The sequence below is a fragment of the Salegentibacter flavus genome (assembly GCF_900115145.1).
Classification (GTDB): domain Bacteria; phylum Bacteroidota; class Bacteroidia; order Flavobacteriales; family Flavobacteriaceae; genus Salegentibacter; species Salegentibacter flavus.
On record NZ_FOVL01000022.1, the window covers coordinates 24669 to 45272 of the forward strand.

The 20604-nt window shown below is 38.0% G+C and carries 20 protein-coding genes, 1 tRNA gene and 1 pseudogene; 9 read left to right on the plus strand and 13 right to left on the minus strand.

Annotated features, from left to right (window positions below; all coding sequences use genetic code 11):
• Positions 1-335 precede the first annotated feature (335 nt).
• The 6 genes and pseudogenes from BM266_RS14375 to BM266_RS14405 form a co-directional block, all read right to left on the minus strand.
• Positions 336-785, minus strand: a complete 450-nt coding sequence (locus tag BM266_RS14375) for a HipA domain-containing protein (protein WP_310687357.1) — start codon at positions 783-785, stop codon at positions 336-338.
• A gap of 249 nt (positions 786-1034) precedes the next feature.
• A complete protein-coding gene (locus BM266_RS14380; RefSeq protein ID WP_093410928.1) occupies positions 1035-1571 on the minus strand; it encodes a hypothetical protein in 537 nt (178 codons plus the stop codon).
• Positions 1572-1690: 119 nt separating this feature from the next.
• Positions 1691-1930, minus strand: a pseudogene (locus tag BM266_RS14385) (hypothetical protein); the annotation flags it as partial.
• Between the two features lie 110 nt (positions 1931-2040).
• Positions 2041-2448 (minus strand): HYC_CC_PP family protein, encoded by a 408-nt coding sequence (locus BM266_RS14390; protein WP_093410929.1) that lies wholly within the window; start codon positions 2446-2448, stop codon positions 2041-2043.
• Positions 2449-3403: 955 nt separating this feature from the next.
• The gene (locus BM266_RS14400) at positions 3404-4711 is read right to left on the minus strand and encodes an APC family permease (protein ID WP_093410931.1); all 1308 of its coding nucleotides are present in this window, start codon (positions 4709-4711) and stop codon (positions 3404-3406) included.
• Positions 4712-4917: 206 nt separating this feature from the next.
• Positions 4918-5442: a sigma-70 family RNA polymerase sigma factor gene (locus tag BM266_RS14405; protein WP_093410932.1), complete on the minus strand. Its 525-nt coding sequence runs from the start codon at positions 5440-5442 to the stop codon at positions 4918-4920.
• Between the two features lie 690 nt (positions 5443-6132).
• Between BM266_RS14405 and BM266_RS17160 the strand changes: the two genes are divergently transcribed.
• Positions 6133-6270, plus strand: coding sequence for a hypothetical protein (locus BM266_RS17160; RefSeq protein ID WP_175494816.1), 138 nt, complete (start codon positions 6133-6135; stop codon positions 6268-6270).
• A gap of 69 nt (positions 6271-6339) precedes the next feature.
• On the opposite strand, the gene BM266_RS14410 is transcribed toward BM266_RS17160, so the two are convergent.
• A tRNA-Arg gene (locus tag BM266_RS14410) sits at positions 6340-6413 on the minus strand.
• Positions 6414-6600: 187 nt separating this feature from the next.
• Between BM266_RS14410 and BM266_RS14415 the strand changes: the two genes are divergently transcribed.
• On the plus strand, positions 6601-7572 hold the full coding sequence (locus tag BM266_RS14415; protein ID WP_093410934.1) for a type I phosphomannose isomerase catalytic subunit: 972 nt from the start codon (positions 6601-6603) through the stop codon (positions 7570-7572).
• Between the two features lie 150 nt (positions 7573-7722).
• Here BM266_RS14415 and mgrA read toward each other — a convergent pair whose 3' ends face one another.
• The 5 genes from mgrA to BM266_RS14440 all read right to left on the minus strand — a co-directional run bounded on the left by mgrA (position 7723) and on the right by BM266_RS14440 (position 11344).
• Entirely contained in the window at positions 7723-8718 is a 996-nt protein-coding gene (gene mgrA / locus BM266_RS14420; RefSeq protein WP_093410936.1) for an L-glyceraldehyde 3-phosphate reductase, read from the minus strand.
• A 13-nt stretch (positions 8719-8731) separates the two neighbouring features.
• Positions 8732-9622: a serine hydrolase gene (locus BM266_RS14425; RefSeq protein WP_093410977.1), complete on the minus strand. Its 891-nt coding sequence runs from the start codon at positions 9620-9622 to the stop codon at positions 8732-8734.
• A gap of 59 nt (positions 9623-9681) precedes the next feature.
• Positions 9682-10380 (minus strand): purine-nucleoside phosphorylase, encoded by a 699-nt coding sequence (deoD, locus tag BM266_RS14430; RefSeq protein ID WP_093410937.1) that lies wholly within the window; start codon positions 10378-10380, stop codon positions 9682-9684.
• A gap of 13 nt (positions 10381-10393) precedes the next feature.
• A complete protein-coding gene (deoC, locus tag BM266_RS14435) occupies positions 10394-11032 on the minus strand; it encodes a deoxyribose-phosphate aldolase (protein ID WP_093410939.1) in 639 nt (212 codons plus the stop codon).
• 84 nt (positions 11033-11116) lie between these two features.
• Positions 11117-11344, minus strand: a complete 228-nt coding sequence (locus BM266_RS14440) for a hypothetical protein (RefSeq protein ID WP_093410941.1) — start codon at positions 11342-11344, stop codon at positions 11117-11119.
• A 257-nt stretch (positions 11345-11601) separates the two neighbouring features.
• Between BM266_RS14440 and nadA the strand changes: the two genes are divergently transcribed.
• Both nadA and nadB read left to right on the plus strand, forming a co-directional pair.
• Positions 11602-12552, plus strand: coding sequence for a quinolinate synthase NadA (nadA, locus tag BM266_RS14445; protein ID WP_093410942.1), 951 nt, complete (start codon positions 11602-11604; stop codon positions 12550-12552).
• Between the two features lie 123 nt (positions 12553-12675).
• Positions 12676-14211: an L-aspartate oxidase gene (nadB, locus tag BM266_RS14450; protein WP_093410944.1), complete on the plus strand. Its 1536-nt coding sequence runs from the start codon at positions 12676-12678 to the stop codon at positions 14209-14211.
• On the opposite strand, the gene BM266_RS14455 is transcribed toward nadB, so the two are convergent.
• A complete protein-coding gene (locus BM266_RS14455; protein ID WP_093410946.1) occupies positions 14208-15155 on the minus strand; it encodes a diacylglycerol/lipid kinase family protein in 948 nt (315 codons plus the stop codon). The genes nadB and BM266_RS14455 overlap by 4 nt on opposite strands.
• A gap of 215 nt (positions 15156-15370) precedes the next feature.
• Between BM266_RS14455 and surE the strand changes: the two genes are divergently transcribed.
• From surE to BM266_RS14480, 5 genes are all read left to right on the plus strand, one after another.
• Positions 15371-16102, plus strand: a complete 732-nt coding sequence (gene surE, locus BM266_RS14460; protein WP_093410947.1) for a 5'/3'-nucleotidase SurE — start codon at positions 15371-15373, stop codon at positions 16100-16102.
• Between the two features lie 353 nt (positions 16103-16455).
• Positions 16456-16818, plus strand: a complete 363-nt coding sequence (locus BM266_RS14465) for a response regulator transcription factor (RefSeq protein WP_093410949.1) — start codon at positions 16456-16458, stop codon at positions 16816-16818.
• A gap of 5 nt (positions 16819-16823) precedes the next feature.
• Positions 16824-18044, plus strand: coding sequence for a YaiO family outer membrane beta-barrel protein (locus tag BM266_RS14470; protein WP_093410951.1), 1221 nt, complete (start codon positions 16824-16826; stop codon positions 18042-18044).
• A gap of 2 nt (positions 18045-18046) precedes the next feature.
• Positions 18047-19045, plus strand: a complete 999-nt coding sequence (locus BM266_RS14475) for a hypothetical protein (protein WP_093410952.1) — start codon at positions 18047-18049, stop codon at positions 19043-19045.
• Positions 19046-19136: 91 nt separating this feature from the next.
• Positions 19137-20603 (plus strand): glycosyltransferase family 2 protein, encoded by a 1467-nt coding sequence (locus BM266_RS14480; protein WP_245760459.1) that lies wholly within the window; start codon positions 19137-19139, stop codon positions 20601-20603.
• Position 20604: the final 1 nt, after the last annotated feature.

Consider the following 20604-nt stretch of genomic DNA (forward strand, 5'->3'; position numbering starts at 1 on the left):
TCTAAATCCAACTCTATTATTTCTCCATCTTTTTCCGGTTAAAACACAGGAAAGAGGAACCACAAAAAGAATTTTATTCCTTTTAACGTTGTTCCCGAATACTCCTATTATTTTAAATTTAAATTTTAGTTTTCGTTTTTCAGGATTTTTTTCAAGTTATATTGAGATAGCGCGAGATCAAGAGACCTGCTAACCTTATTAATTTTTAACAATCTGTGCTTATTAAAATCAATATCAGTTTGTCTTGCTCTCACTTCTATAAGGTCTACAAGACCTTCTTTTAGATCTTTACTTAGGAAACTATTTTCAATTAATTCAGGTCAACTTTGCATCCCTCATTGGATCCTGTTCCAAAGATTCTTTATAGCCTTATCCGGAATACACGCTTTGGACATAGCTTCATTAAAATCGTTTCTCTTTAGTTTTCTTTTTTTTTCATTAAGTTTTAAGGCTAATTCTTCGGAATCCTCCGGCATCAATAATTTCGCTGCGATCATATCATACGCCCGAGCTAAATGATATTGATCATTATTAAAAGCTATTAATGAAAAATTCTTCAAATGCATGTCGTTGTTTCCTATAAGAAATGATACAATTACTTGCTGGTAAAACCGTACCACTTCTAATATTGGGTTTTGTGCATAAGTTATTATCCCTTTTGCTATTTGTTCGTATGACCCCCGATATTTATGTTCTGTTAATCGTTCTGTAAACTGACAGGCATCTTCCATTGCGTACTTTAAATTATCTACACTGCGATCTATACGCCTTGTTGCCCCCGGTATTTCGAGGTGGAACTTTCCTTTTTATTTGGTAACATATTCCGTTAATGGCAATTCTTTGAATTTATATTTACCGATAATACCTTCATCCACTCCCTTCGACAGTTTTTCAAGGGATGGGAAGATATTGTGTCGTCTGCATCAGGAATTTCCCTATTAACCAGTGTAAGCTTCCCCTAATTAGAACTGTTTAAAATTAAGAATTATTCTACTTTTAAACAGTTAGGTTTTAAGGGAAGCTTACAATTATTGTTATTCCCTATTTCCCTGAAATTTCAGGGTGTAAGAATTGGTTCCATCCATCATATTCAGTTGGTATCCAAAGGTGTGAGTTTGCATTTCAAAACCTCCAAAATGCTCATCACTATCCTGGTGTTCATCGTTCATGTGATGCATCCATTCTGTTTCATCCTTTCTCATATCATTCATCATACCTCCATCCATGTGTCCTTGACCCAACATATGGCCATACATATTTTCAAAGTCATCACCGGTGTAGCATACGTTCACACTATCCCGATGTTCGTAGTAATTCAATAGGAAAATTGTATCTAAATTGTTACTGCTCATATGAACTTCAATAGTTTTGTCATCAATTTTTGTGATGTTTGCAGTAGCATTCTCCTTGGCCGATATAAGCATTTCACTTTTTAGACCATTAAGATCAGTTAATGTTCCAATATAGGTTCCATCAATAGATTTTATAGAATCTGTTTCTGATTTTTCGCAGGCCGTTAAAACAAACATGGTTAGAGTAACAGCGATAATTTTTAAGCTTAATTTTTTCATTTTATTTATATTTAAGAATTGAACGTGAGATGAGTAGTATTTTACTACTTCAAATAATTTTTACTTATTTTTTAGTTTTAGGTGTTCATTGTAGAGAGCTCCAATTAGGGCGCCAGTAAAGTTAGAGGATAGGTTTTCTGTTCTTCAATATCCTGGGGCGATTTCCCTATCCACTCTGTATAGACTACTTGTTGGTTTTCACCATCGGCTACAGCATCCACGGGCACCGGATCTCTTGGCATCCAGTCTATCTCCCAGTTAAAAGGTGCTGTAGTCACCCCCCAGGCTAGGAAGTCAACCGTCAATAATACTGTCACCAATTTTTTCTCTAAAAAGAACTTGATTGTTTTGTTCAGCATTTTCTTTGTTCCTAATTAATATCCTCTGAATGTTACAGTTACTGCAACAACAATAAAAGAAGCTTGGTTCTAATAATAGACAACCAAGGCACAAATTAAAATGCTTAGAATCAGATCAGAAATGTCTCGTTCACTATGTGAATATTCTGAACGAGTAGGGGTGGGTTATAATTTTTAGAAGGACCAATTTGCTCTGTAGATTCAATGAACAAATTGATATATGAAAAAGTGAATGTAGTAAGGAAAACCACTTGTTCAAGTTCGAGAAGGTCTTTGTTGTTTGCCAGCTCATCTTGTCCTTCGACGGTGGTCTGATGATTCTCACAACAATCTTCTACTACTGAGTCTACATCCTGATGCCCTTGTGTTTCCATTCTACAGCTTTCCGCCTCGGAAAAAATAGCCAGATCGACCAACTCCTCACTGCAAAAATGCTTGTCTACAGTAAAAGACATAGTAGAGAAGAACACCAGAAATGCTAAAAGAAAAGATGATATTTTAAATAGTAAACCTTTCATAACATTGTTCTCATTACCTCTCGGTTCGTTGCTCTTTGTGGAACTATAGATAAAGAATCATTTCCAGGATAATCAATAATTCAAAAATAGTTAGTTTATGCTCTCTGAAATATGATTTAAATCACATGTGGACTTTTTCAATAAATTAGGGAGGAGTCAGGCAAATCATATTTTTTGGTTTTCAACCACTCCAAAATCAATATTTAACTTCTTCTTAAAGAATTAATTAAGGACTTTAAAGATACCTCCCAGGAATAAGTCGTTAAAATTTTAAACTTCTCACGAAATGATGATTATAGTTTATAGTTGAGATGGATTATTTGGTAAAAAGAAAATCTAAAGAATTGTTTTGGATATTCTTAGTTAATAACAGCCTGAGTCGTTAGTTACTCTATTTTCTGCATTAGAATATCAAGATCAAGAGGTTTTGTATACACTTCTAAGGAGCCATTTGATTTTTCTGGCCATTGTTCGTTTGGTTTATCCTTATAGATTTCGACTCCATTCTTATCAGGGTCATCAAAATACAAAGCTTCTGAAACCCCGAGATCTGATGCTCCTGTTATTGGATGATAAGATTATTGAAATCGATTAAGAATGCTTGCTAGATCCTTTCTAGTAGGATTAAGGATAGCGCTGTGGAATAGACCGTGTGTATTTCTGGGGGCCGGGGCTGTGTCTACTGTACCAGGGTATTTAACCCTATATGGTGGTTATAACCACCGGCAGAAATAAAGGCAGCCTCCTTTCCGTAAGTTGTTGTTAACTCAAAGTTTAAGAGGTCTAAGTTAAAGTTTTTCGAGTGCTGAAGGTTAGCAATCTTGAGGTGAATATGGCCCATTCTGGTGTCTTCGGGAATTGTATAACTTTTGTCTAAGTCTATTTGTGCTTTTTTTGATTAGTGGCCGCCAGTTCTTTCACCCTAAATAGGAATCGCTGTTGGGTTTTGAATTCATTAATCTTCTTCATTCTCTTTCCAATGCAAGAACCATTTCTCTCCCGCAAACACCAAAATAATTCCGATTGCTGAAACAATTACAACAAAAATGTCAGAACTGGCTTTAATCCAAAGAAAAGCAGCTAATACTACCAGATCAAGTAATAATGCGGAAATCAGTATTATTCCATTTGCATTTACATCTCTTCTTAAATGTTTAAAGACACCCCAATGAACAATCATGTCCATCACTAAGTAGAAAATTGCTCCTATTGAAGCAATACGTGATAAATCAAAGAAAATAGTCAGGGTAATTGCAATAACCACAATATATACTAACATGTGTTTTTGAATACCTCCCGACATCCCAAAATGATTGTGAGGGATAAGCTTCATATCGGTTAGCATTGCAGTCATACGAGATACAGCGAAAATGCTGGCAATTACTCCTGAGATTGTAGCTATAATTGCTATTCCTACAGTAAAATAAAGGCCGTAATTTCCAAATGCAGGTTTTGCTGCTTCGGCTAAAGAATAATCTTTTGCATTGACTATTTCCGGAATTGAAAGACTACTATTTACCGCAATAGCAACCAGGAAATATACTACGGTACAAATGAGTAAGGAAATAACGATTGATCTTCCAACATTTTTGCGAGGTTTGGTGATTTCTCCCCCACTATTGGTAATCGTTGTAAAGCCTTTATATGCCAATATTGACAGTGCAATGGCTCCTATATAACTTGCCGCGGAATAATTAGTTGTATCTGATGTGACCGGTAATAGATCAGCTAATGCGAAATGCGCGGCCCAAAGCCCCCCAATGGCGAACACAATGATGCCTGCAATTTTTATAACAGCCATAAATTGTGAAGTCTTCCCGATAACTTTATTTCCGGATATATTTATGATAAAAGCAAAAATCAATAAAGCGACTCCTAAGGCAGGCTCCCACAGTGCATTATCATCTACATTAAAAAGCTGCAAGGTATAAGACCCAAAAGTTCTGGCCACCAAACTTTCATTTATAACCATAGAAAGTGCCATTAACACGGAAGCAGCTCCGGTTATCGTTGTTTTACCGTAGGCTTTCATTAAAATCATGGCAATCCCTCCGGATGAAGGATAGGTATTAGACACTTTAATGTAAGAATATGCACTGAAACCAGAGATAATAGCTCCAACAATAAAAATATAAGGGAACCAGGTTCCCGATAGCTCTGCTACCTGCCCTAACAATGCAAAAATTCCCGCGCCAATCATTACTCCCGTGCCTAGAGCTACAGCACCTTTAAGCGTCAAGCTTTCTTTTTTGTAGTCTTCCATTTATATTCTGCTATCTAATCATTCAAACAACCTTAATATAAAGAAAATCTTCAGTATTGCAGGGATAAGGTGAAGATGTTATTTGGATAATATAGGAGAAAACCAAAAGTTAATGGATGGAAGTCAGCAGGCTTCTATTTCGGGCTTGAAGAAAAAAAGGGTGATTAAGCCCAATGTCAGGGGACTTTGAGCAGCGGGTAATTTTACTATGTTTTACATATAGAACAATTCGGTTCTCCAGTTAAATTACCATTTTTATCAAATTCATATTTACAACATTCATTAAAATTTTTCTTTAAAATATCTTTCGCTCTCCTTATTCTTGCTTTTACATTTTCAAGACTTATTCCCAATATTCCTGCAACATCTCTTTGCTTATGGCCGTTTATATAAACCAGTTCAATAACTTCCCTGTAAATTTTGGGTAGATCATTTATAAATTTATCAAAACAGCATATATCCTGATATTTTTGCAGAGGAGTTTCCTTATTTGTATTTAACTGCTCCAGATAAACAGATCCTTTATTGAAGTGATTCACTATTTCATTCCTGGCAATTTGAAAGATCCAGGCTTTTATTTTTTCTTCTTTTTTAAGCTTAGATAGGTTTTTATGAATTTTCAAAAAGGTGTTTTGGAAAATATCATTTGCCGCATTTTTATCTTTCACTTTTTTAAGAATGAAAAAATATAGTTCATCGCTGAAATTATTCCATATTTTTTGAGTCTCCATATTTAAAAATATAATAAAGGTTAGTTCATTGACTAACCTTTATCTGATTTAACAACAATTGCATTTATCACAATCACATTTGGGACAAGGACAGTTACTTTCTAAACAATTTTTGCAATTACATTTATTACATTCACAATTAGTGCATTTACAATTATTCATAATTTTAAAATTTTATTGTTTAATAAGTAGACTAATAAACACTAAAAAAGATACATTAAATTTTGTTTTTTTACGGTGTGCAGTTAGTTATAACACACTAAATATAAAAGAATATCCCCATTAATGCCGGGATATAGCTAGGTTGTTAGTTACAGGTTAGGTATTTTGGTCATCTGCAAAAAGCATATTCTGGTTTCAGAAATGCAGAAAAGTCAGAACTCTCACGGACATTAAAATGAAGGATGTCGTTATATTTATGAGGTCCGCAGTTGGTCTTTAGCGAAAAAGGATAAAAAGTACGAATGTTTCCCGGGAGAGAATACACGAGCAATTAATATAAAAAAATATAGCTCTGTTTCTTAGTTAAAATAAAATTAAAGGTGTCAATTTCGGATACATCTTGTAGCACATTCCTCACACGAAAAACTCCGTTAATTTCTTAGGCTAACGCCAAGGAAAAGGATAGAGAAAAAGGGAATTAAATACAATTTTTTAAATTTTCATCTAATTGATTATCAACAACAAAATTTGGCGTTAGTCAGAATTTTAACCCCGCCACTTTCAGGAGTACTCAACGGAACCACCGATCTGGCCACCGCCGGACAAGTAGACTTTGCCTGGGACTACCGACAAGGCCATTTTGATTTGCCATCTAAAATCTTATAAAATTAGTCCATAAAAACACAAAACCCCTTAAAAATCAAGGGGTTTTGCTTTTGTAGTGTCTCCAAAAAGTGATCGCGCCAGGATTCGAACCTGGGACCGCCTGCTTAGAAGGCAGGTGCTCTATCCAGCTGAGCTACGCGACCATTGTTTTTGCGGTTGCAAATATAAACCTCTTTGTAAATAAAACAATATTTTTTATTTAAAATTCTGTATTTAGTTCCTAAGTGAGTTAAGCTGAAAGAATTAGGATTTTAAAGGTTTTCCTCCATTTTCTACCATCATTATTATTGAGTATATTTACGTTGCTTTTAACCCACCAAAGTCAAAACCATGTTAGATTATCCCTTAAAGTTCAGGCCAATTTTAAAAGAAAAAATTTGGGGTGGTAATAAGCTCAAAACAATTTTAAACAAAGACAGTAGCCTGGAGAATTTAGGGGAGAGTTGGGAAATCTCGGGAGTTAAGGAGGATGTTTCCCTGGTAGCTAACGGATCTTTAAAAGGAAAATCCCTGAACGACCTGCTGGAAAAATATGACGGCAAACTTGTAGGGAACCACATCTATGAGCGGTTCGGCAATGAATTCCCTCTTCTAATAAAATATATAGATGCCAGGACCGAACTTTCGGTACAGCTGCATCCTAATGATGAGCTGGCACAACAGCGGCATAATTCCTTCGGAAAAACGGAAATGTGGTACATCATGCAGGCCGACGAGGATGCTAATATCAATATTGGTTTCAAGAAAAGCATTTCTAAGGAAGATTATATAAAACACCTTGAAGAAGGAACTATTACCGAAGTGCTGAATTTTGAAAAAGTTAAGAAAGGAGATAGTTTCTTTATTAATACCGGAAAGGTGCACGCTATAGGCGCCGGAGTTTTACTGGCTGAAATTCAACAAACTTCAGATATCACCTACCGTATTTATGACTGGGACAGGGTAGATGATCAGGGAAATGGAAGAGAGCTACATACCGCACTGGCTATTGACGCTATAGATTTTGAAAAACGGGATGATTTCAAACTCAGTTACAAGAAGAAGAAAAATCATTCTTCGGAGATAGCAAGTTGTAAATATTTCACGACCAATTATCTTCCGATAGGGGGAAAGGTAAGTAAAGACTACAGCGCTTTGGATTCTTTTGTGATCTACATGTGTGTGAGTGGAAGCGCCGAAATTGCTACCAATGGGTATAGCGAAAAACTTAACCAGGGGGAAAGTCTGCTTATTCCTGCCAAAAACAAAAAAGTGATCCTACAGGCTGAGGACTGTGAATTACTGGAGGTTTTTATCAATTAGAATTTTTTAAATATTTATTCTGAAGAGTCCGCCGGCAAGGCTCAGGATTCACTATTGTTACATTGGGCACAGTCGAAATGTATTGATTTATAAAAACACATAAACCCGACTGCGCCCAAATTGACATTCTATTATCCTGTTTATGTAATGCTAGAAACCGAGGATCCTGTCGATCGTCTTTAATTCCTCCGGACTAAATTCAAGGTTATGCAATGCATTAATATTATCTTCTAACTGGGAAACCTTACTCACGCCTACAAGAACCGAAGTTACCCTTGAATCTTTCAGCAACCAGGCCACGGCCATTTGAGCCAGGCTTTGTCCGCGCTTTTCAGCCATTTTATTTAATTCCTGGATCTGCGCTACCACTTTGGGAGTGATCTGCGATTTGTCCAGGTAGGTGCCTTCAGTAGCCGCGCGGCTGTCTTCAGGGATGCCATCAAGATATTTTGAAGTTAATATTCCCTGTTCCAGCGGTGAAAATACAATACTTCCAATGCCTTCGTGTTCCAAAGTATTCATCAGACCATTTTCCACCCAGCGGTCCATCATATTATAACGAGGCTGATGTATGAGGAATGGGGTGCCCTGTGCTCTAAGGATTTTAGCAGCCCTGGTGGTATCTTTAGCTGAGTATTGAGAGATTCCTACATACAAAGCCTTCCCCTGCCTTACGATCTGGTCTAAGGCGCCCATAGTTTCCTCAAGGGGTGTATCGGGATCGGGTCGGTGATGGTAAAAAACATCAACATAATCCAATCCCATTCTTTTTAAAGACTGATCAAGGCTGGCAATAAGATATTTTCTTGAACCGAAATTACCGTAAGGCCCAGGCCACATATCCCAGCCGGCTTTGGTAGAAATGATAAGCTCATCGCGGTATTGTTTAAAATCTTCAGCAAAGATCTTCCCGAAGTTTCTTTCAGCTGAGCCATAAGGTGGCCCGTAATTATTGGCCAGATCAAAATGAGTAATCCCTTTATCAAAGGCCGCTCTTAAAAGGCTACGGGCGTTATCCTGGTTAGCTTTGTCTCCGAAGTTGTGCCATAAGCCCAGGGAAAGTAAAGGAAGCAGGATCCCGCTTTTTCCGCAGCGACGGTATTGCATTTTCTCGTATCGGTTTTCGTTTGCGGTGTAGGTATTCATTATATTTTTAGATTTAAGGATTATTGATTATAAGATCGTATATTTTTTTAGATATGCCCGCAAGCATTTGAGTGCCGGCTTCCATATCTTTCATATTCCTGGAAAGCAAAATTAGCACATAGCTTCTACCGTCTGGTAATTCCACAAGCGCTGAATCGTGATGCACGCCGGTGATCCAACCTGTTTTATTGGCTATTTTCACATCTTTTGGAAGCAAGGCCGGAATAAGATCGGTATGTTGCTGAAGCCTTAAGATGTCCAGCATCTCCTTATCGGATTCCGGGTTTACCGCCTCTCCATTGGCCAGGGCTTCAAAAATCAGCATAAGATCATAGGCAGTGGTGGAGTTGCTCAGCCCGGCCTCATAAGCCTTCATATCTTCAACACCTCTAATCACATTGATATTTTTAGCCCCAAGTTCGCGCATACTTTTATTAACGTTTTTAGCATCAACGAGTTCTATAATTATATTAGTTGCCAGGTTACTACTTTGGCTAATCATATCGACCACAAGATCTTTTATGCTACGCTTTTTCCCAATCAGGCTGTATAAATGTTCGCCGCTATCCCGACCAAGTTCAAGACTAAAACTGCTGTCGTCCAGAATGCTCTTAAATTCATTTTTAACAAGCAAGGAGTCATCAAGAGAAAACCTCCCTGCTTCAGCCTGTTTGAAGACCTCGATCATTACTGGGGTTTTCATAGTACTGGCGGCATGAAAATTTTCATGTTCATCGATGAGAATCGTTCTTTTTTCTTCGGAAAGTTCTTTAAAAGCAATTGCAAAGTCTCCCTGGGTTTCAGCAAAAACCGAATCGATTTGCTGTTTAAGGTTTTGAGTTGTGTTTTGGGAGAAAACAGATCCTGAAATGATCAGAAAAGAGAGAAAAAAGGAATACTTCATGCGAATTAAAATTAAAAAATTGAAGTTAAAAAAATTTCCACAGAAGTATTCCATTTATATTAAATTGTAGCCAAGGCAATCTCTACCATACGGCTAAAACTTTGTTCTCTGTCTTTAGCAGGTAAATGTTCGCCGGTAACCAGCGAATCTGAAATAGTTAATACAGAAAGGGCCTGCACCTTATGCCTGGCTGCAATGGTGTAAAGACCGGCGGTTTCCATCTCTACGCACAAAACTCCGTATTTAGCCCATTTTTCATATTCCAGAGGATCGTCTTCATAAAAAACATCAGAAGAAAATACATTTCCGGCACGAAACTTAATCTGGTTTTCTTCAGCATACTTAACAGCCTTCATAAAAAGCTCAAAATCTGCAGTAGGAGCGAAGTCGGCGTGAGAGAATTTGGCACGGTTAAAACCAGAATTGGAAGAGGCGGCCATAGCGATCACCACTTCATTTACCTTTAAATTTTTTTGATAGGAACCGGCAGAGCCTACCCTGATAAGTTTTTTAGCTCCGTAATCTGTAATAAGTTCGTTGCAATAGATCAAAGCCGAGGGAATCCCCATTCCGGAAGCCTGCACTGAAACTTTTTTGCCTTTATAGGTCCCTGTATAGCCATACATACCTCTAACCGAATTATAAAGAAAAGCATCTTCGAAAAAAGTCTCAGCGATCCACTTAGCCCGCAGTGGATCTCCGGGCATTAAAACAGCTTCTGCAATTTCACCTTTTTTAGCTTGTATATGTACACTCATCCAATTCTAGAATTTAACTGATTAAGGCGATTCCGGATGAAGTGCCGAGACGGGAAACACCTAATTTGATATATCTCTTAGCGGTTTTGCTATCCTTAATTCCACCAGAAGCTTTGATCTGCAATTTATCACCAACAACATCTTTCATAATTTCGATATCTTCAGGAGTTGCACCTCCATGTCCAAAACCTGTGGAAGTTTTTACAAAATCGGCCTTTGCGTTTAAGGCCGCACGACAAGCCAGTGTTTTTTCCTCATCGGTAAGAAAACAGGTTTCAATGATCACTTTCAGGATTTTTTCTCCAATAGCGTTTTTTATGGCTGCGATCTCTTCTTCAACGTATTTCAGGTTTCCGCTTTTTAGCATCCCAATATTGATTACCATATCGATCTCATCGGCGCCATTTTTAATACAGTCTTCGGCTTCAAAAGCTTTTGATGCTGTAGTTGAGGCACCAAGTGGAAAACCTATTACGGCAGCGACCTTCACATCTGAATTTTGAACGGCTTTTTTAGCGGTTTCCACATAACAGCCATTTACACAAACCGCATAAAATTTATGCTGAACGGCTTCTGTACAAAGTTTTTTTATTTCTGAAGGTGTTGCTGTGGGTTTAAGTAAGGTATGGTCTATATATTGGTTGAGTTCCATATAAATTAATTAGTCTTTACAGCAAATTTAGGGATTTTATAAACATGTATAGTATGATAAGAATCAGGTTATATTTTATTTAGTTTATAAGTCTTCATCACCTATTGGATGGTCTTCATACCAATCATCAAAGGTCTTAGTGGTTTTATAATTATTGGTAAGTACGCTATAAACCGTATAAATTAAAAAGACCTGACCAATTACTGTCAAATAAAATACCAGGGGAAACTGAACGTTAAAATAGGACAAAACGGTTACCAGTACCAGGATTATACTGGTGATTATAAGCAATATGATGGGCCTGTTTTTCATCTGTTTATAATTTAAATTCCAATTTGGGAATCAGGGACAGGCTTGTAATCAAGTGCCTGTGTGTTGCCCTTTTTGGGTCCAGCAGCTTGCTGGTTTCATCTTACTTAAATTTACGAAGAATGCGGCCCGATCACTATTAAAGCTTCGCTAAAATAAGCTTAAACTGAAGTAAAAATAGCGCAAGTTCTTTTTAAATACTGATTACAATCATAAAAAACCTTAGCTAATGCCTGTAGCTTTGTTTGCAAAATATACCCATGAACGTTTTCAAACCGAATACTGCCGAATTACAAGAAAAGATCAATGTGCTTAAAGAGAAAAAGAATGCCGTGATCCTGGCACATTATTACCAGGAGCCTGAAATTCAGCAAATAGCAGATTTTGTAGGCGATAGTCTGGAATTGGCGAAAAAAGCGGCCCAAACTGAAGCGGATATAATAGTTTTTGCAGGCGTTCATTTTATGGCCGAAACCGCTAAAATCCTCAACCCTTCCCGCAAAGTTCTTTTGCCCGACCTTCAGGCGGGCTGCTCGCTGGCAGATAGTTGTCCTCCTGATACTTTTGGGGAATTAAAAGCAGAATATCCCGATCATGTGGTGGTAACTTATATAAACTGCTCTGCAGAGATCAAGGCTTTAAGCGATATTGTTTGCACCTCCTCGAATGCTGAAAAGGTGATCAATTCTATTCCAAAGGATAAGGAGATCATTTTCGCTCCAGATAGGAACCTGGGGAAATACCTGGTTGAAAAAACCGGGAGGGAAATGCTTTTATGGGATGGAGCGTGTATTGTGCACGAAGCCTTTTCGCTGGATAAATTAATAGTACTTCACAAGGAAAACCCACAGGCAGAGATCATTGCTCATCCCGAATCTGAAGAGCATATCCTTAAAACCGCAAAATACGTAGGTTCAACCTCGGGAATGCTCAAGTATGTGAAGGAAAGTCCGAAGAACAGCTTTATTGTAGCTACCGAGGCCGGGATCCTGTACGAGATGCAAAAGGATGTACCACAAAAAGAACTAATTCCCGCTCCGGCAAAGGAAGATAATTCATGTGCCTGTAGCGAATGCGCCTTTATGAAAATGAACACTCTGGAAAAACTATATAAGTGTTTGAAAGATGAAACTCCTGAAATTTTGCTGGAAGAAGATCTTATGGAGAAAGCTCACAAGCCAATAAAACGTATGATGGAATTATCTTATTAAGATGAAAGCAGCCATGCTACTGGACCCAAAAATTGGCAACACACAACTTGTCCCGATTAAGTCGGGAGGGGAATGATTATAAGCCTGGGCCTAATTCCCTGTTTGGGATAAAAATATAAACAGATGAAAAAAGTAAGCGATGTCCTTATTATTGGTTCAGGGATTGCCGGACTCTCCTTTGCAATTAAAATTGCGGAAAGTCGGCCCGATCTTTCCGTTTTGATTCTTACCAAAAGTGCCGGGGAGGAGAGCAACACCGCCCGGGCGCAGGGGGGAATAGCCGTGGTGTTGAATAAACTTAAAGATAGTTTCGATCAGCATATTGAAGATACGATGAAGGCTGGAAAAGGTTTGAGTAACCGAAAGGTTGTAGAGATGGTAGTGTCGCAGGCCCCGGCTCGTTTGGAAGAGTTAATGGCATGGGGAGCCTCATTTGATAAGAATAACAATGGCGAACTGGAACTTGGACTTGAAGGTGGCCACTCCCAGGCCAGAATAGTTCATCATCGGGACTTAACCGGTCTGGAGATGGAAACAACGCTTTTGAAAAAAGTGGCAGCTTTACCAAATATTAGCATTCAGGATCATTATTTTGTAACCGATCTTTTGACTATAGGGGAGAAGGAACAAACCAAATGCATAGGGGTTAAAGCCATTGACAAAAACAGAAATAAATTTATCCCTATTCAAACCAGGATCACTTTTCTGGCTACCGGGGGAAGCGGGATGATCTTCGGGAATACCACAAATCCTTCAGTGGCCACTGCCGATGGTGTTGCCATTGCCAATAGAGTAGGAGCCAGAATAAAGGATATGGATTTTATTCAGTTTCATCCTACCGCATTATATGAACCTGATAAACATCCTTTGTTTTTAATTTCAGAAGCGGTTAGGGGCTTCGGAGCCTATGTGGTCAATAAAGCCGGTAAACGCTTTCTTTTTAAATATGATTCCCGGGGTGAACTCGCTACCAGAGATATAGTTTCTTCTGCGATCGTGAAGGAATTGGAAGAATCCAGGGAAGAATCTGTTTTTTTGGATTGCAGACACCTTTACTCTAAGGACTTTGAGCGGCACTTTCCCACAATAGTTTCTTATTGTAATTCCGTTGGAATCAATCCTGAAAATGATCTTATCCCTATTGTTCCTGCTGCTCATTATCAATGTGGTGGAATTGAAGTAGATTCTAATGCAAGAACCTCGATTAAAAACCTTCATGCTTCAGGAGAATGTGCATACACCGGCTTGCACGGAGCAAACCGATTGGCTTCCAATTCCCTTCTGGAGGCTCTGGTCTATTCTCACCAGGCTTTTGAAAACCTTATTAATGAAATAGATAAAATAGAAATGTTTGGTTTGCAAACTTTTGAATCTGAGCTCGATGAAATAGAGGAAATTACCGTTTCTATTGAAAGGAAGCTTTACAGGTTGAATGAATTGATGGGATATGAAGCAGTTCAGGGAACTGATCTAGCGTTAAAAGAAGGGGTGTTGGAAGAATTGCTTCAGCTAAAAACTGAAATTAATACAGAAGGAAAGTTTTCTGTCGCATTTTACGAACTAAAAAATATGACCGAAGTGGCAATTTTGATCCTGGAAGAATCAATATCCCGGCTTCAGAGTTTACTTAAAAATGCCAAGAAGCTCATTGGAAATTAAGCTTCCAATTTGTCCTTTAAGATTTCCTTATAGACAGGGCTATTAGTGAAAAATTCAAGGGTTTTTGAATTCATTTCCATCCTGATCTTTTTTCCATCGTAGTCCTCAATCAGGATATCGTCTACGTGCAGTTTTGAACCTTTCCATTTTATTTTTAGCTTTTGAACGCGCAGGACCTTTATAAAATTACCAATATCCTGAAATTTTGAAGTTCCGTTGATAAGGCTCTCCACATATTCTACAAAAGCTTTCCTTTTTTCTTCGGGGATTAGAACCAGGTCCAGAAAATCGTCTCCAACATTGGCATTAGGAGCAAATTCAAGGTTCGGACCTATATATTTAATATTCATTAGTTCCACAAGGAGGAAAGTTCCTTTGATCTTCAAACCATCGGCTTTGATATTAGCCTTTTGGGCTTTGTAATTTTTCACTATTTCCAGTAACACTTTTAAAGTGCGTTTAAGTTTTTCATCGGAGGTTTCATCATCTTTCCCTGTATCTTTCATTTGCCGGATCAACTCGGGGAACACCCCAAATCCTGCTCCCTCCAGGAAAAAATTCTCGTCGTTAATCCCCTTTAGCTTACCACAAGTGAATTTCTGAATTTCATCTTCCTTTTTTGAAGATGCAGTATTTAGTTTTTTAAAAATTCCAATGCTGGTGGCTATATTATTGGCAGTACCCATGGGTAAAAGGTAAATTGGGATATGCAGGTGGCACATCTTTTTCTCAATCAGTGACGAGGCTAGTTTTCGAATCGTACCATCTCCTCCTGCCAGGAAAATCACATTCATTTCATTTTTGCTGAAGGATTCCCAATCTTTATCATCGGTAGAAACATACTTTGTGGTAAAGCCTTCATTTTCTATCAGCTCTATAATTTCTTCTTTGGAATGAGCAGCATTTCCTGCTGTGGGATTATGTATAATTTGAGCTTTCTTCATGATTTGATCTTTCCTTCAAATTTAAATTACCGCAGTAAGTTTTTTATTCCACTTAACGATAAGTTATGATTTAAGTTTTAAAGCTTTTAAAACGAAATCCGCTACTCTATTAAAATAATGATAATTTTTGGACTCTGTACTTTATTAAGGACATTAAGCCGTATATATTTTCGTAAATTAAATTTTATAAAACTGTGAAAATTAATAATTAAGCTATGAAAATTTTGGTCACTAATGATGATGGTATATACAGCCCAGGCTTATCCTGCCTGGCCAGGGTAGCTTCAAATTACGGAGAGGTAATTGTGATGGCTCCCGATATTGAGCAATCCTCGATGGGGCAGGCAATTACCTCGGGTAAACCGATTACCTATAAAACCTCACCCATACATTTTGAAGGAATAGAAGCTTACAGGGTAAATGGAACCCCGGCCGATTGTGTGGCCCTGGGTACTCATCTTATGGAAGATATAGATCTGGTAGTTTCCGGAATTAATATAGGTTCCAATATTGGGAATTCGGCCTGGCACTCCGGGACACTTTCAGCCGCAAGGCAGGCAGTACTTTTTGGAATACGAGGTATTGCTTTTAGCGTTTCGGTAGGGGATAGTGAACCCGATTTTGACGCTCTCAAACCTTTTGTTAAAAATGCTTTTGATGAAGTTATCGATAAGGAAGACCGGGAACTTCTAAATATCAATTTCCCGCGTTTTCCGGATGGTGAGATCATGTGGACCTCGCAATCTGTGAGACATTATGACGGGAAGGTTATCGCCAATAAAGACCCTATGGGAAGGCAACATTACTGGTTTACCGTTGTCCCCATTGAACCTGAAGATGAAGGTAGTGATCGCTGGGCAGTTAAACAGGGCAAAACCAGTATAACGCCCATGATCCTGGATCTTACAGATACAAAATACCTTCAGAGTAGGGAAAAAGCCAGGTGACTTTTACCATCTATATAAAAAAATAAGAGCGGTTTTTTGCCGCTCTTATTTTTTTATAATACTTTATTTATGGAAAATATTAAATACTAGCAGTGGCTTGAAGAAGGCTTTGTCAGTATTTTAATTTTTTTGATGGGGATAGTACACTGAAGGTTTTTTTTACCTATTCCCGTTCCTGTTTTAAAAGAGGAGTGGTTTTCCTCCCTAATGATGTTACCGACTAAGCAAAAGCCCAATGATTTTTACCAATGAATATTAAATTGTAGCATAATAAATTATTGTCCCAATTTTTAGTTGTGAATTAGTACATTGCATACTTGATTTTGAAACGTTTAACAAATGATCCCTACATCATGAGAATTTTACTAGCAGAGGATGATGCGCTAACCACGCAATCCCTTACCTACTTTTTAAAAGCAAAAAGTTACGAGGTCGTGCACGCCGAGGACGGAGAGGCAGCACTTCAATTTCTTAAAACAGAAGTATATGATTTGATCATCACAGATCTCAATATGCCAAAAATTGGGGGTATGGAATTAATTCATATAATTCGGAATGACCTCAAACTGGAAACGCCGGTTATTGTACTTACCGCCTCCGGGGTGGAACAAACAGAATTGGACGCCTTTGCCATTGGTGCCAGTGAATTTATTTCCAAACCCTTTAGCCCCTCTGTTCTTAATACCAGGATACAACGGCTTGTTCCCATATCTTAAGATAAATGAAATTATTTTTTACTTTACTCCTATTGGTGGGTGTAATTGTTTCGGCTAAAGCCCAGGTAGCCGCTACGGACAGAACTTTTGAAAAGGCAAGAGAATTGGCTAGTGCCGAGAATTATGAGCAGGCAATAGAAATCCTGGAGATCCTGCAGGACTCACTTCCCAATAACAAGGATTACAAAATATATCTTGCCAGGGTGTATGGCTGGAAAAAAGATTATCCTGCGGCTATAGAAACCCTAATTCCCTTGACCGAGGCAGAAGATTTCTCTGAAGAAGCCATTAAAGTTATGGTGACTACGCAAGTATGGGCGGGGAATTTTGAGGAAGTGGTAAAATATTCCAATATGGCCCTCACCAAATATGAAAAACCGCATTTTCAGTTACAAAAGGCAATAGCCCTGGAGGCGCTGGATCGCGATGAAGAGGCAAAAGAAACCCTGAAAGAAATGATGCTGAAGGAACCAGAGAATAAGGAAGCCCAGGCATTGCAAACCAGAATTTTTCAGAAAAATAAAGAATATATTTCCCTTTCCTATTTAAATACCTCTTTTAGCGATCCCGGTTTTAAGCCCTGGCATCTAGCTCATTTGGAATACAAAAAAGATATTGGAAATGTTCCTGTACTTGCCCGCTTAAATTATGGAAATCTTTTTGGACTTGAAGGAAGTCTTTTTGAAGTAGATGCTTATCCTAAATCAGGTTCTAACAGCTATTTGTACATCAATGCCGGGGCGGCAATAAATACTCCTATTTTTCCAGAAATTAAAGCCGGTGTGGAGTATTTCCAATCCTTAAATGAGAAGTTTGAAATTTCGCTGGGAGGTAAATATTTGGGTTTTCAGGAGACCCAAGTGATATTATTAACAGGAGGAATCACCTACGCAACCGAAAATAATCTACGTTTCAATTATAAGCCTTACTTCACCCATACAAAAAGCAACTGGCTTACTTCTCACACCCTTGCCTTAAGGATCAACAACCCGGTGAAAGAAAGTTTTATTCAGGTTGACCTTCAGTACGGTTCCATTCCCTACGCTTTTGTCACCTCCAGCGCTTTTACTGAAGTGACCTCCCTGCGGCTTGGAATGCAATATCATTTTAGGATTACAGAAAATATACTTATCCAGCCGGTGGTTATGTATGAATACGAAGAGTATTTCCCCTCTCTATACAGAAACCGGTTCAACAGCCAGATAATAACCTTTTTTAGATTCTAGAAATGAATAGCCTTTGGAATTATTTCATAGACCTTCAGGATGTAGAAAAATTTCTTATTGTCTGTATTCTTCTATTTTCCCTCTCAATAATCCTGTTCATAGGTTTAATTATAACGAGCAGATTAAATAAAATTCGAAAGGAAATCTACAGAAAAAAGAATACCGCACACATCAATCAAACCCTTTTTGCCATTGCTTTTGATGGTGCTACCCGAGAGGATTTTATTGATGACCGTCTATTTAAAAGAAACTGGAGAAGAAAGCTGTATAAAAGGCAATTCCTTAAAGAGCTTATTAAACTTCACAGGCTCTACGACGGTGAAATTGCGCATAAATTACGGCAATGTTATACAGATTTTAGATTAATTCAACTCTCTTACTCAAAAGTACGGAGTAGAAGATGGGAAGTTAAATGTGCCGGAATACAGGAACTGGGGGAAATGGAAATAAAGAAAGCCGTTCCTGTTATCCTGGAACATACCAGATCCAGTAATGATACCCTTAAAATGGTAGCTCTTATAGAGGTTATAAACCTCAGCGGCTTAAAAGGCTTATCTTTTCTGGAAGATTATACCGAACCTCTAAACGACTGGATTCAATTAAACCTGCTGGAATCTATAAAAGAAGCCAATATAAGCGAAGTACCGGATTTTGGTTATCTTCTCAAATGTACTAATGAAACAATTGTGGTGTTTGGATTAAGGCTTATATCACTCTTTCATCAAAGTCATCATCTTCCGATCGTTAAGGCTCTTCTGAATACCTCGTCAAGAAAGATCAATTTGCAGGCAGGAATCGCCTACCATAAACTTTCAGCAACTTCAGCAGGAGAGCTTGTAGAAAGCGAAAACACTTTCCCACAAATTCCCCATGAGCTAAATAAATCACCACAGGAAAACTCCTATAGTGGCACCGTGTTGCTAATTGTTCTATTTAGTGGGTTGATAGTGATAACCTTTGCTATTGTTCTCTGGGTATTTTTATATCCCTCTCCGAAATAAATATCGATAAAAGGCTTATTTTTTCGACAAACGGTAATTTTTAATTATTTTTTATTACATTGGTGGTATAATTGTCCCCATAAATTAAACTATGTTCTGGTTTACTAATGATATAGCCATACTTGAAATCCTGAACGGTTACCATCTTTTTATGTTGGTTTTTGCATTGACTATCATGTCTTCATATGTGATTTTGGGTACCATCTCCATTTTCTCTCTTAGGAGATATCTTAAGGAAAATAGTTTCGTAAACTACCAGGTGATTTTAAATTGTGAGATGGCACCCAGGCTCTCTCTTATTGCCCCGGCGTATAATGAAGGTTTTACCATAGAAGAAAATGTCCAGTCTTTACTTTCCCTGAACTATAATAATTTTGAGGTAATCGTGGTAAATGACGGGAGCCGTGACAATACCCTTCAATTGCTTATTAATGCTTATGGTCTTGTACCAGTAGATTCTGAAGTAACCGAACAAATTCCCACGAAACAAATTAACCAGGTTTATAAATCTCAAAATAAAGCCTTTAAAAAATTAACAGTAATTGATAAAGAAAATGGAGGGAAGGCCGATGCCCTGAATGTGGGAATAAATTATTCTCAGAATCCATTTGTGGTTTGTATAGATGTGGATTGTATCCTGGAGAAAGATGCTTTGCTGAAACTGGCAAAACCATACCTGGAATTATCAGATAGTAGGGTGATCGCCACCGGTGGTGTAGTAAGGATAGCAAATTCCTGTATTGCTGATGGCGGACGATTGGTTAAAATAAAAGCGCCACAAAAATACCTGCCCCGTATCCAGGTATTGGAATATCTAAGAGCTTTCCTGCTGGGCCGAATGGCATGGAGCAAGCTGGATGGATTACTTCTCATTAGCGGTGCCTTTGGTATGTTTGATAAGGAGATTGCTATAAAAGCTGGAGGTTATAACCCCTCCACTGTTGGGGAAGATATGGAACTGGTTGTAAGAATGCGCAGATATATGATAGAAAATAATCTTAAATACAGTGTTTTTTATATTCCGGATCCCATTTGCTGGACTGAGGCACCAGAAGACTTTTCTGTCTTTAAAAAACAAAGAAGTCGGTGGACCAGGGGCACCATGGAAACCCTCTGGGCACATAAAAAGATGTTTTTTAATCCTAAATACAAGATCCTGGGATTATTAAGCATACCATACTGGACATTTTTTGAATATCTCGCCCCCTTGTTGGAAATAGTAGGAATAATAGTCACTATTTATTTGATAGTCTATGGCTTTATAAGCTGGAAATTTTTCTTACTGGTATCTCTTATGGTATATATCTTTGCAGTAATGATCTCTTGCCTGGCACTTTTAACCGAGGAATATACATACAGCCAATATTCAAAAATCCGGGATCTTAAGAGGCTACTTATGGCTGCATTTATAGAACCATTTTACTTTCACCCGGTTACAGTTTATGCAGCATTGTTGGGTAATTGGGAGAAGTTATGGGGTAAAAATGGCTGGGGTGAAATGAAAAGAAGCGGATTTAAATCAAAACCAGGACAATCTCAACCAGTAACTGACTCCTAAT

What these genes read in the sequence shown, in the direction of transcription:
- BM266_RS14380 (WP_093410928.1), bottom strand. Translation starts at nt 1,571, where the DNA reads ATGAAAAAATTAAGCTTAAAAATTATCGCTGTTACTCTAACCATGTTT.
- BM266_RS14390 (WP_093410929.1), bottom strand. Translation starts at nt 2,448, where the DNA reads ATGAAAGGTTTACTATTTAAAATATCATCTTTTCTTTTAGCATTTCTG.
- BM266_RS14400 (WP_093410931.1), bottom strand. Translation starts at nt 4,711, where the DNA reads ATGGAAGACTACAAAAAAGAAAGCTTGACGCTTAAAGGTGCTGTAGCT.
- BM266_RS14405 (WP_093410932.1), bottom strand. Translation starts at nt 5,442, where the DNA reads ATGGAGACTCAAAAAATATGGAATAATTTCAGCGATGAACTATATTTT.
- BM266_RS14415 (WP_093410934.1), top strand. Translation starts at nt 6,601, where the DNA reads ATGTTAGATTATCCCTTAAAGTTCAGGCCAATTTTAAAAGAAAAAATT.
- mgrA (WP_093410936.1), bottom strand. Translation starts at nt 8,718, where the DNA reads ATGAATACCTACACCGCAAACGAAAACCGATACGAGAAAATGCAATAC.
- BM266_RS14425 (WP_093410977.1), bottom strand. Translation starts at nt 9,622, where the DNA reads ATGAAGTATTCCTTTTTTCTCTCTTTTCTGATCATTTCAGGATCTGTT.
- deoD (WP_093410937.1), bottom strand. Translation starts at nt 10,380, where the DNA reads ATGAGTGTACATATACAAGCTAAAAAAGGTGAAATTGCAGAAGCTGTT.
- deoC (WP_093410939.1), bottom strand. Translation starts at nt 11,032, where the DNA reads ATGGAACTCAACCAATATATAGACCATACCTTACTTAAACCCACAGCA.
- BM266_RS14440 (WP_093410941.1), bottom strand. Translation starts at nt 11,344, where the DNA reads ATGAAAAACAGGCCCATCATATTGCTTATAATCACCAGTATAATCCTG.
- nadA (WP_093410942.1), top strand. Translation starts at nt 11,602, where the DNA reads ATGAACGTTTTCAAACCGAATACTGCCGAATTACAAGAAAAGATCAAT.
- nadB (WP_093410944.1), top strand. Translation starts at nt 12,676, where the DNA reads ATGAAAAAAGTAAGCGATGTCCTTATTATTGGTTCAGGGATTGCCGGA.
- BM266_RS14455 (WP_093410946.1), bottom strand. Translation starts at nt 15,155, where the DNA reads ATGAAGAAAGCTCAAATTATACATAATCCCACAGCAGGAAATGCTGCT.
- surE (WP_093410947.1), top strand. Translation starts at nt 15,371, where the DNA reads ATGAAAATTTTGGTCACTAATGATGATGGTATATACAGCCCAGGCTTA.
- BM266_RS14465 (WP_093410949.1), top strand. Translation starts at nt 16,456, where the DNA reads ATGAGAATTTTACTAGCAGAGGATGATGCGCTAACCACGCAATCCCTT.
- BM266_RS14470 (WP_093410951.1), top strand. Translation starts at nt 16,824, where the DNA reads ATGAAATTATTTTTTACTTTACTCCTATTGGTGGGTGTAATTGTTTCG.
- BM266_RS14475 (WP_093410952.1), top strand. Translation starts at nt 18,047, where the DNA reads ATGAATAGCCTTTGGAATTATTTCATAGACCTTCAGGATGTAGAAAAA.
- BM266_RS14480 (WP_245760459.1), top strand. Translation starts at nt 19,137, where the DNA reads ATGTTCTGGTTTACTAATGATATAGCCATACTTGAAATCCTGAACGGT.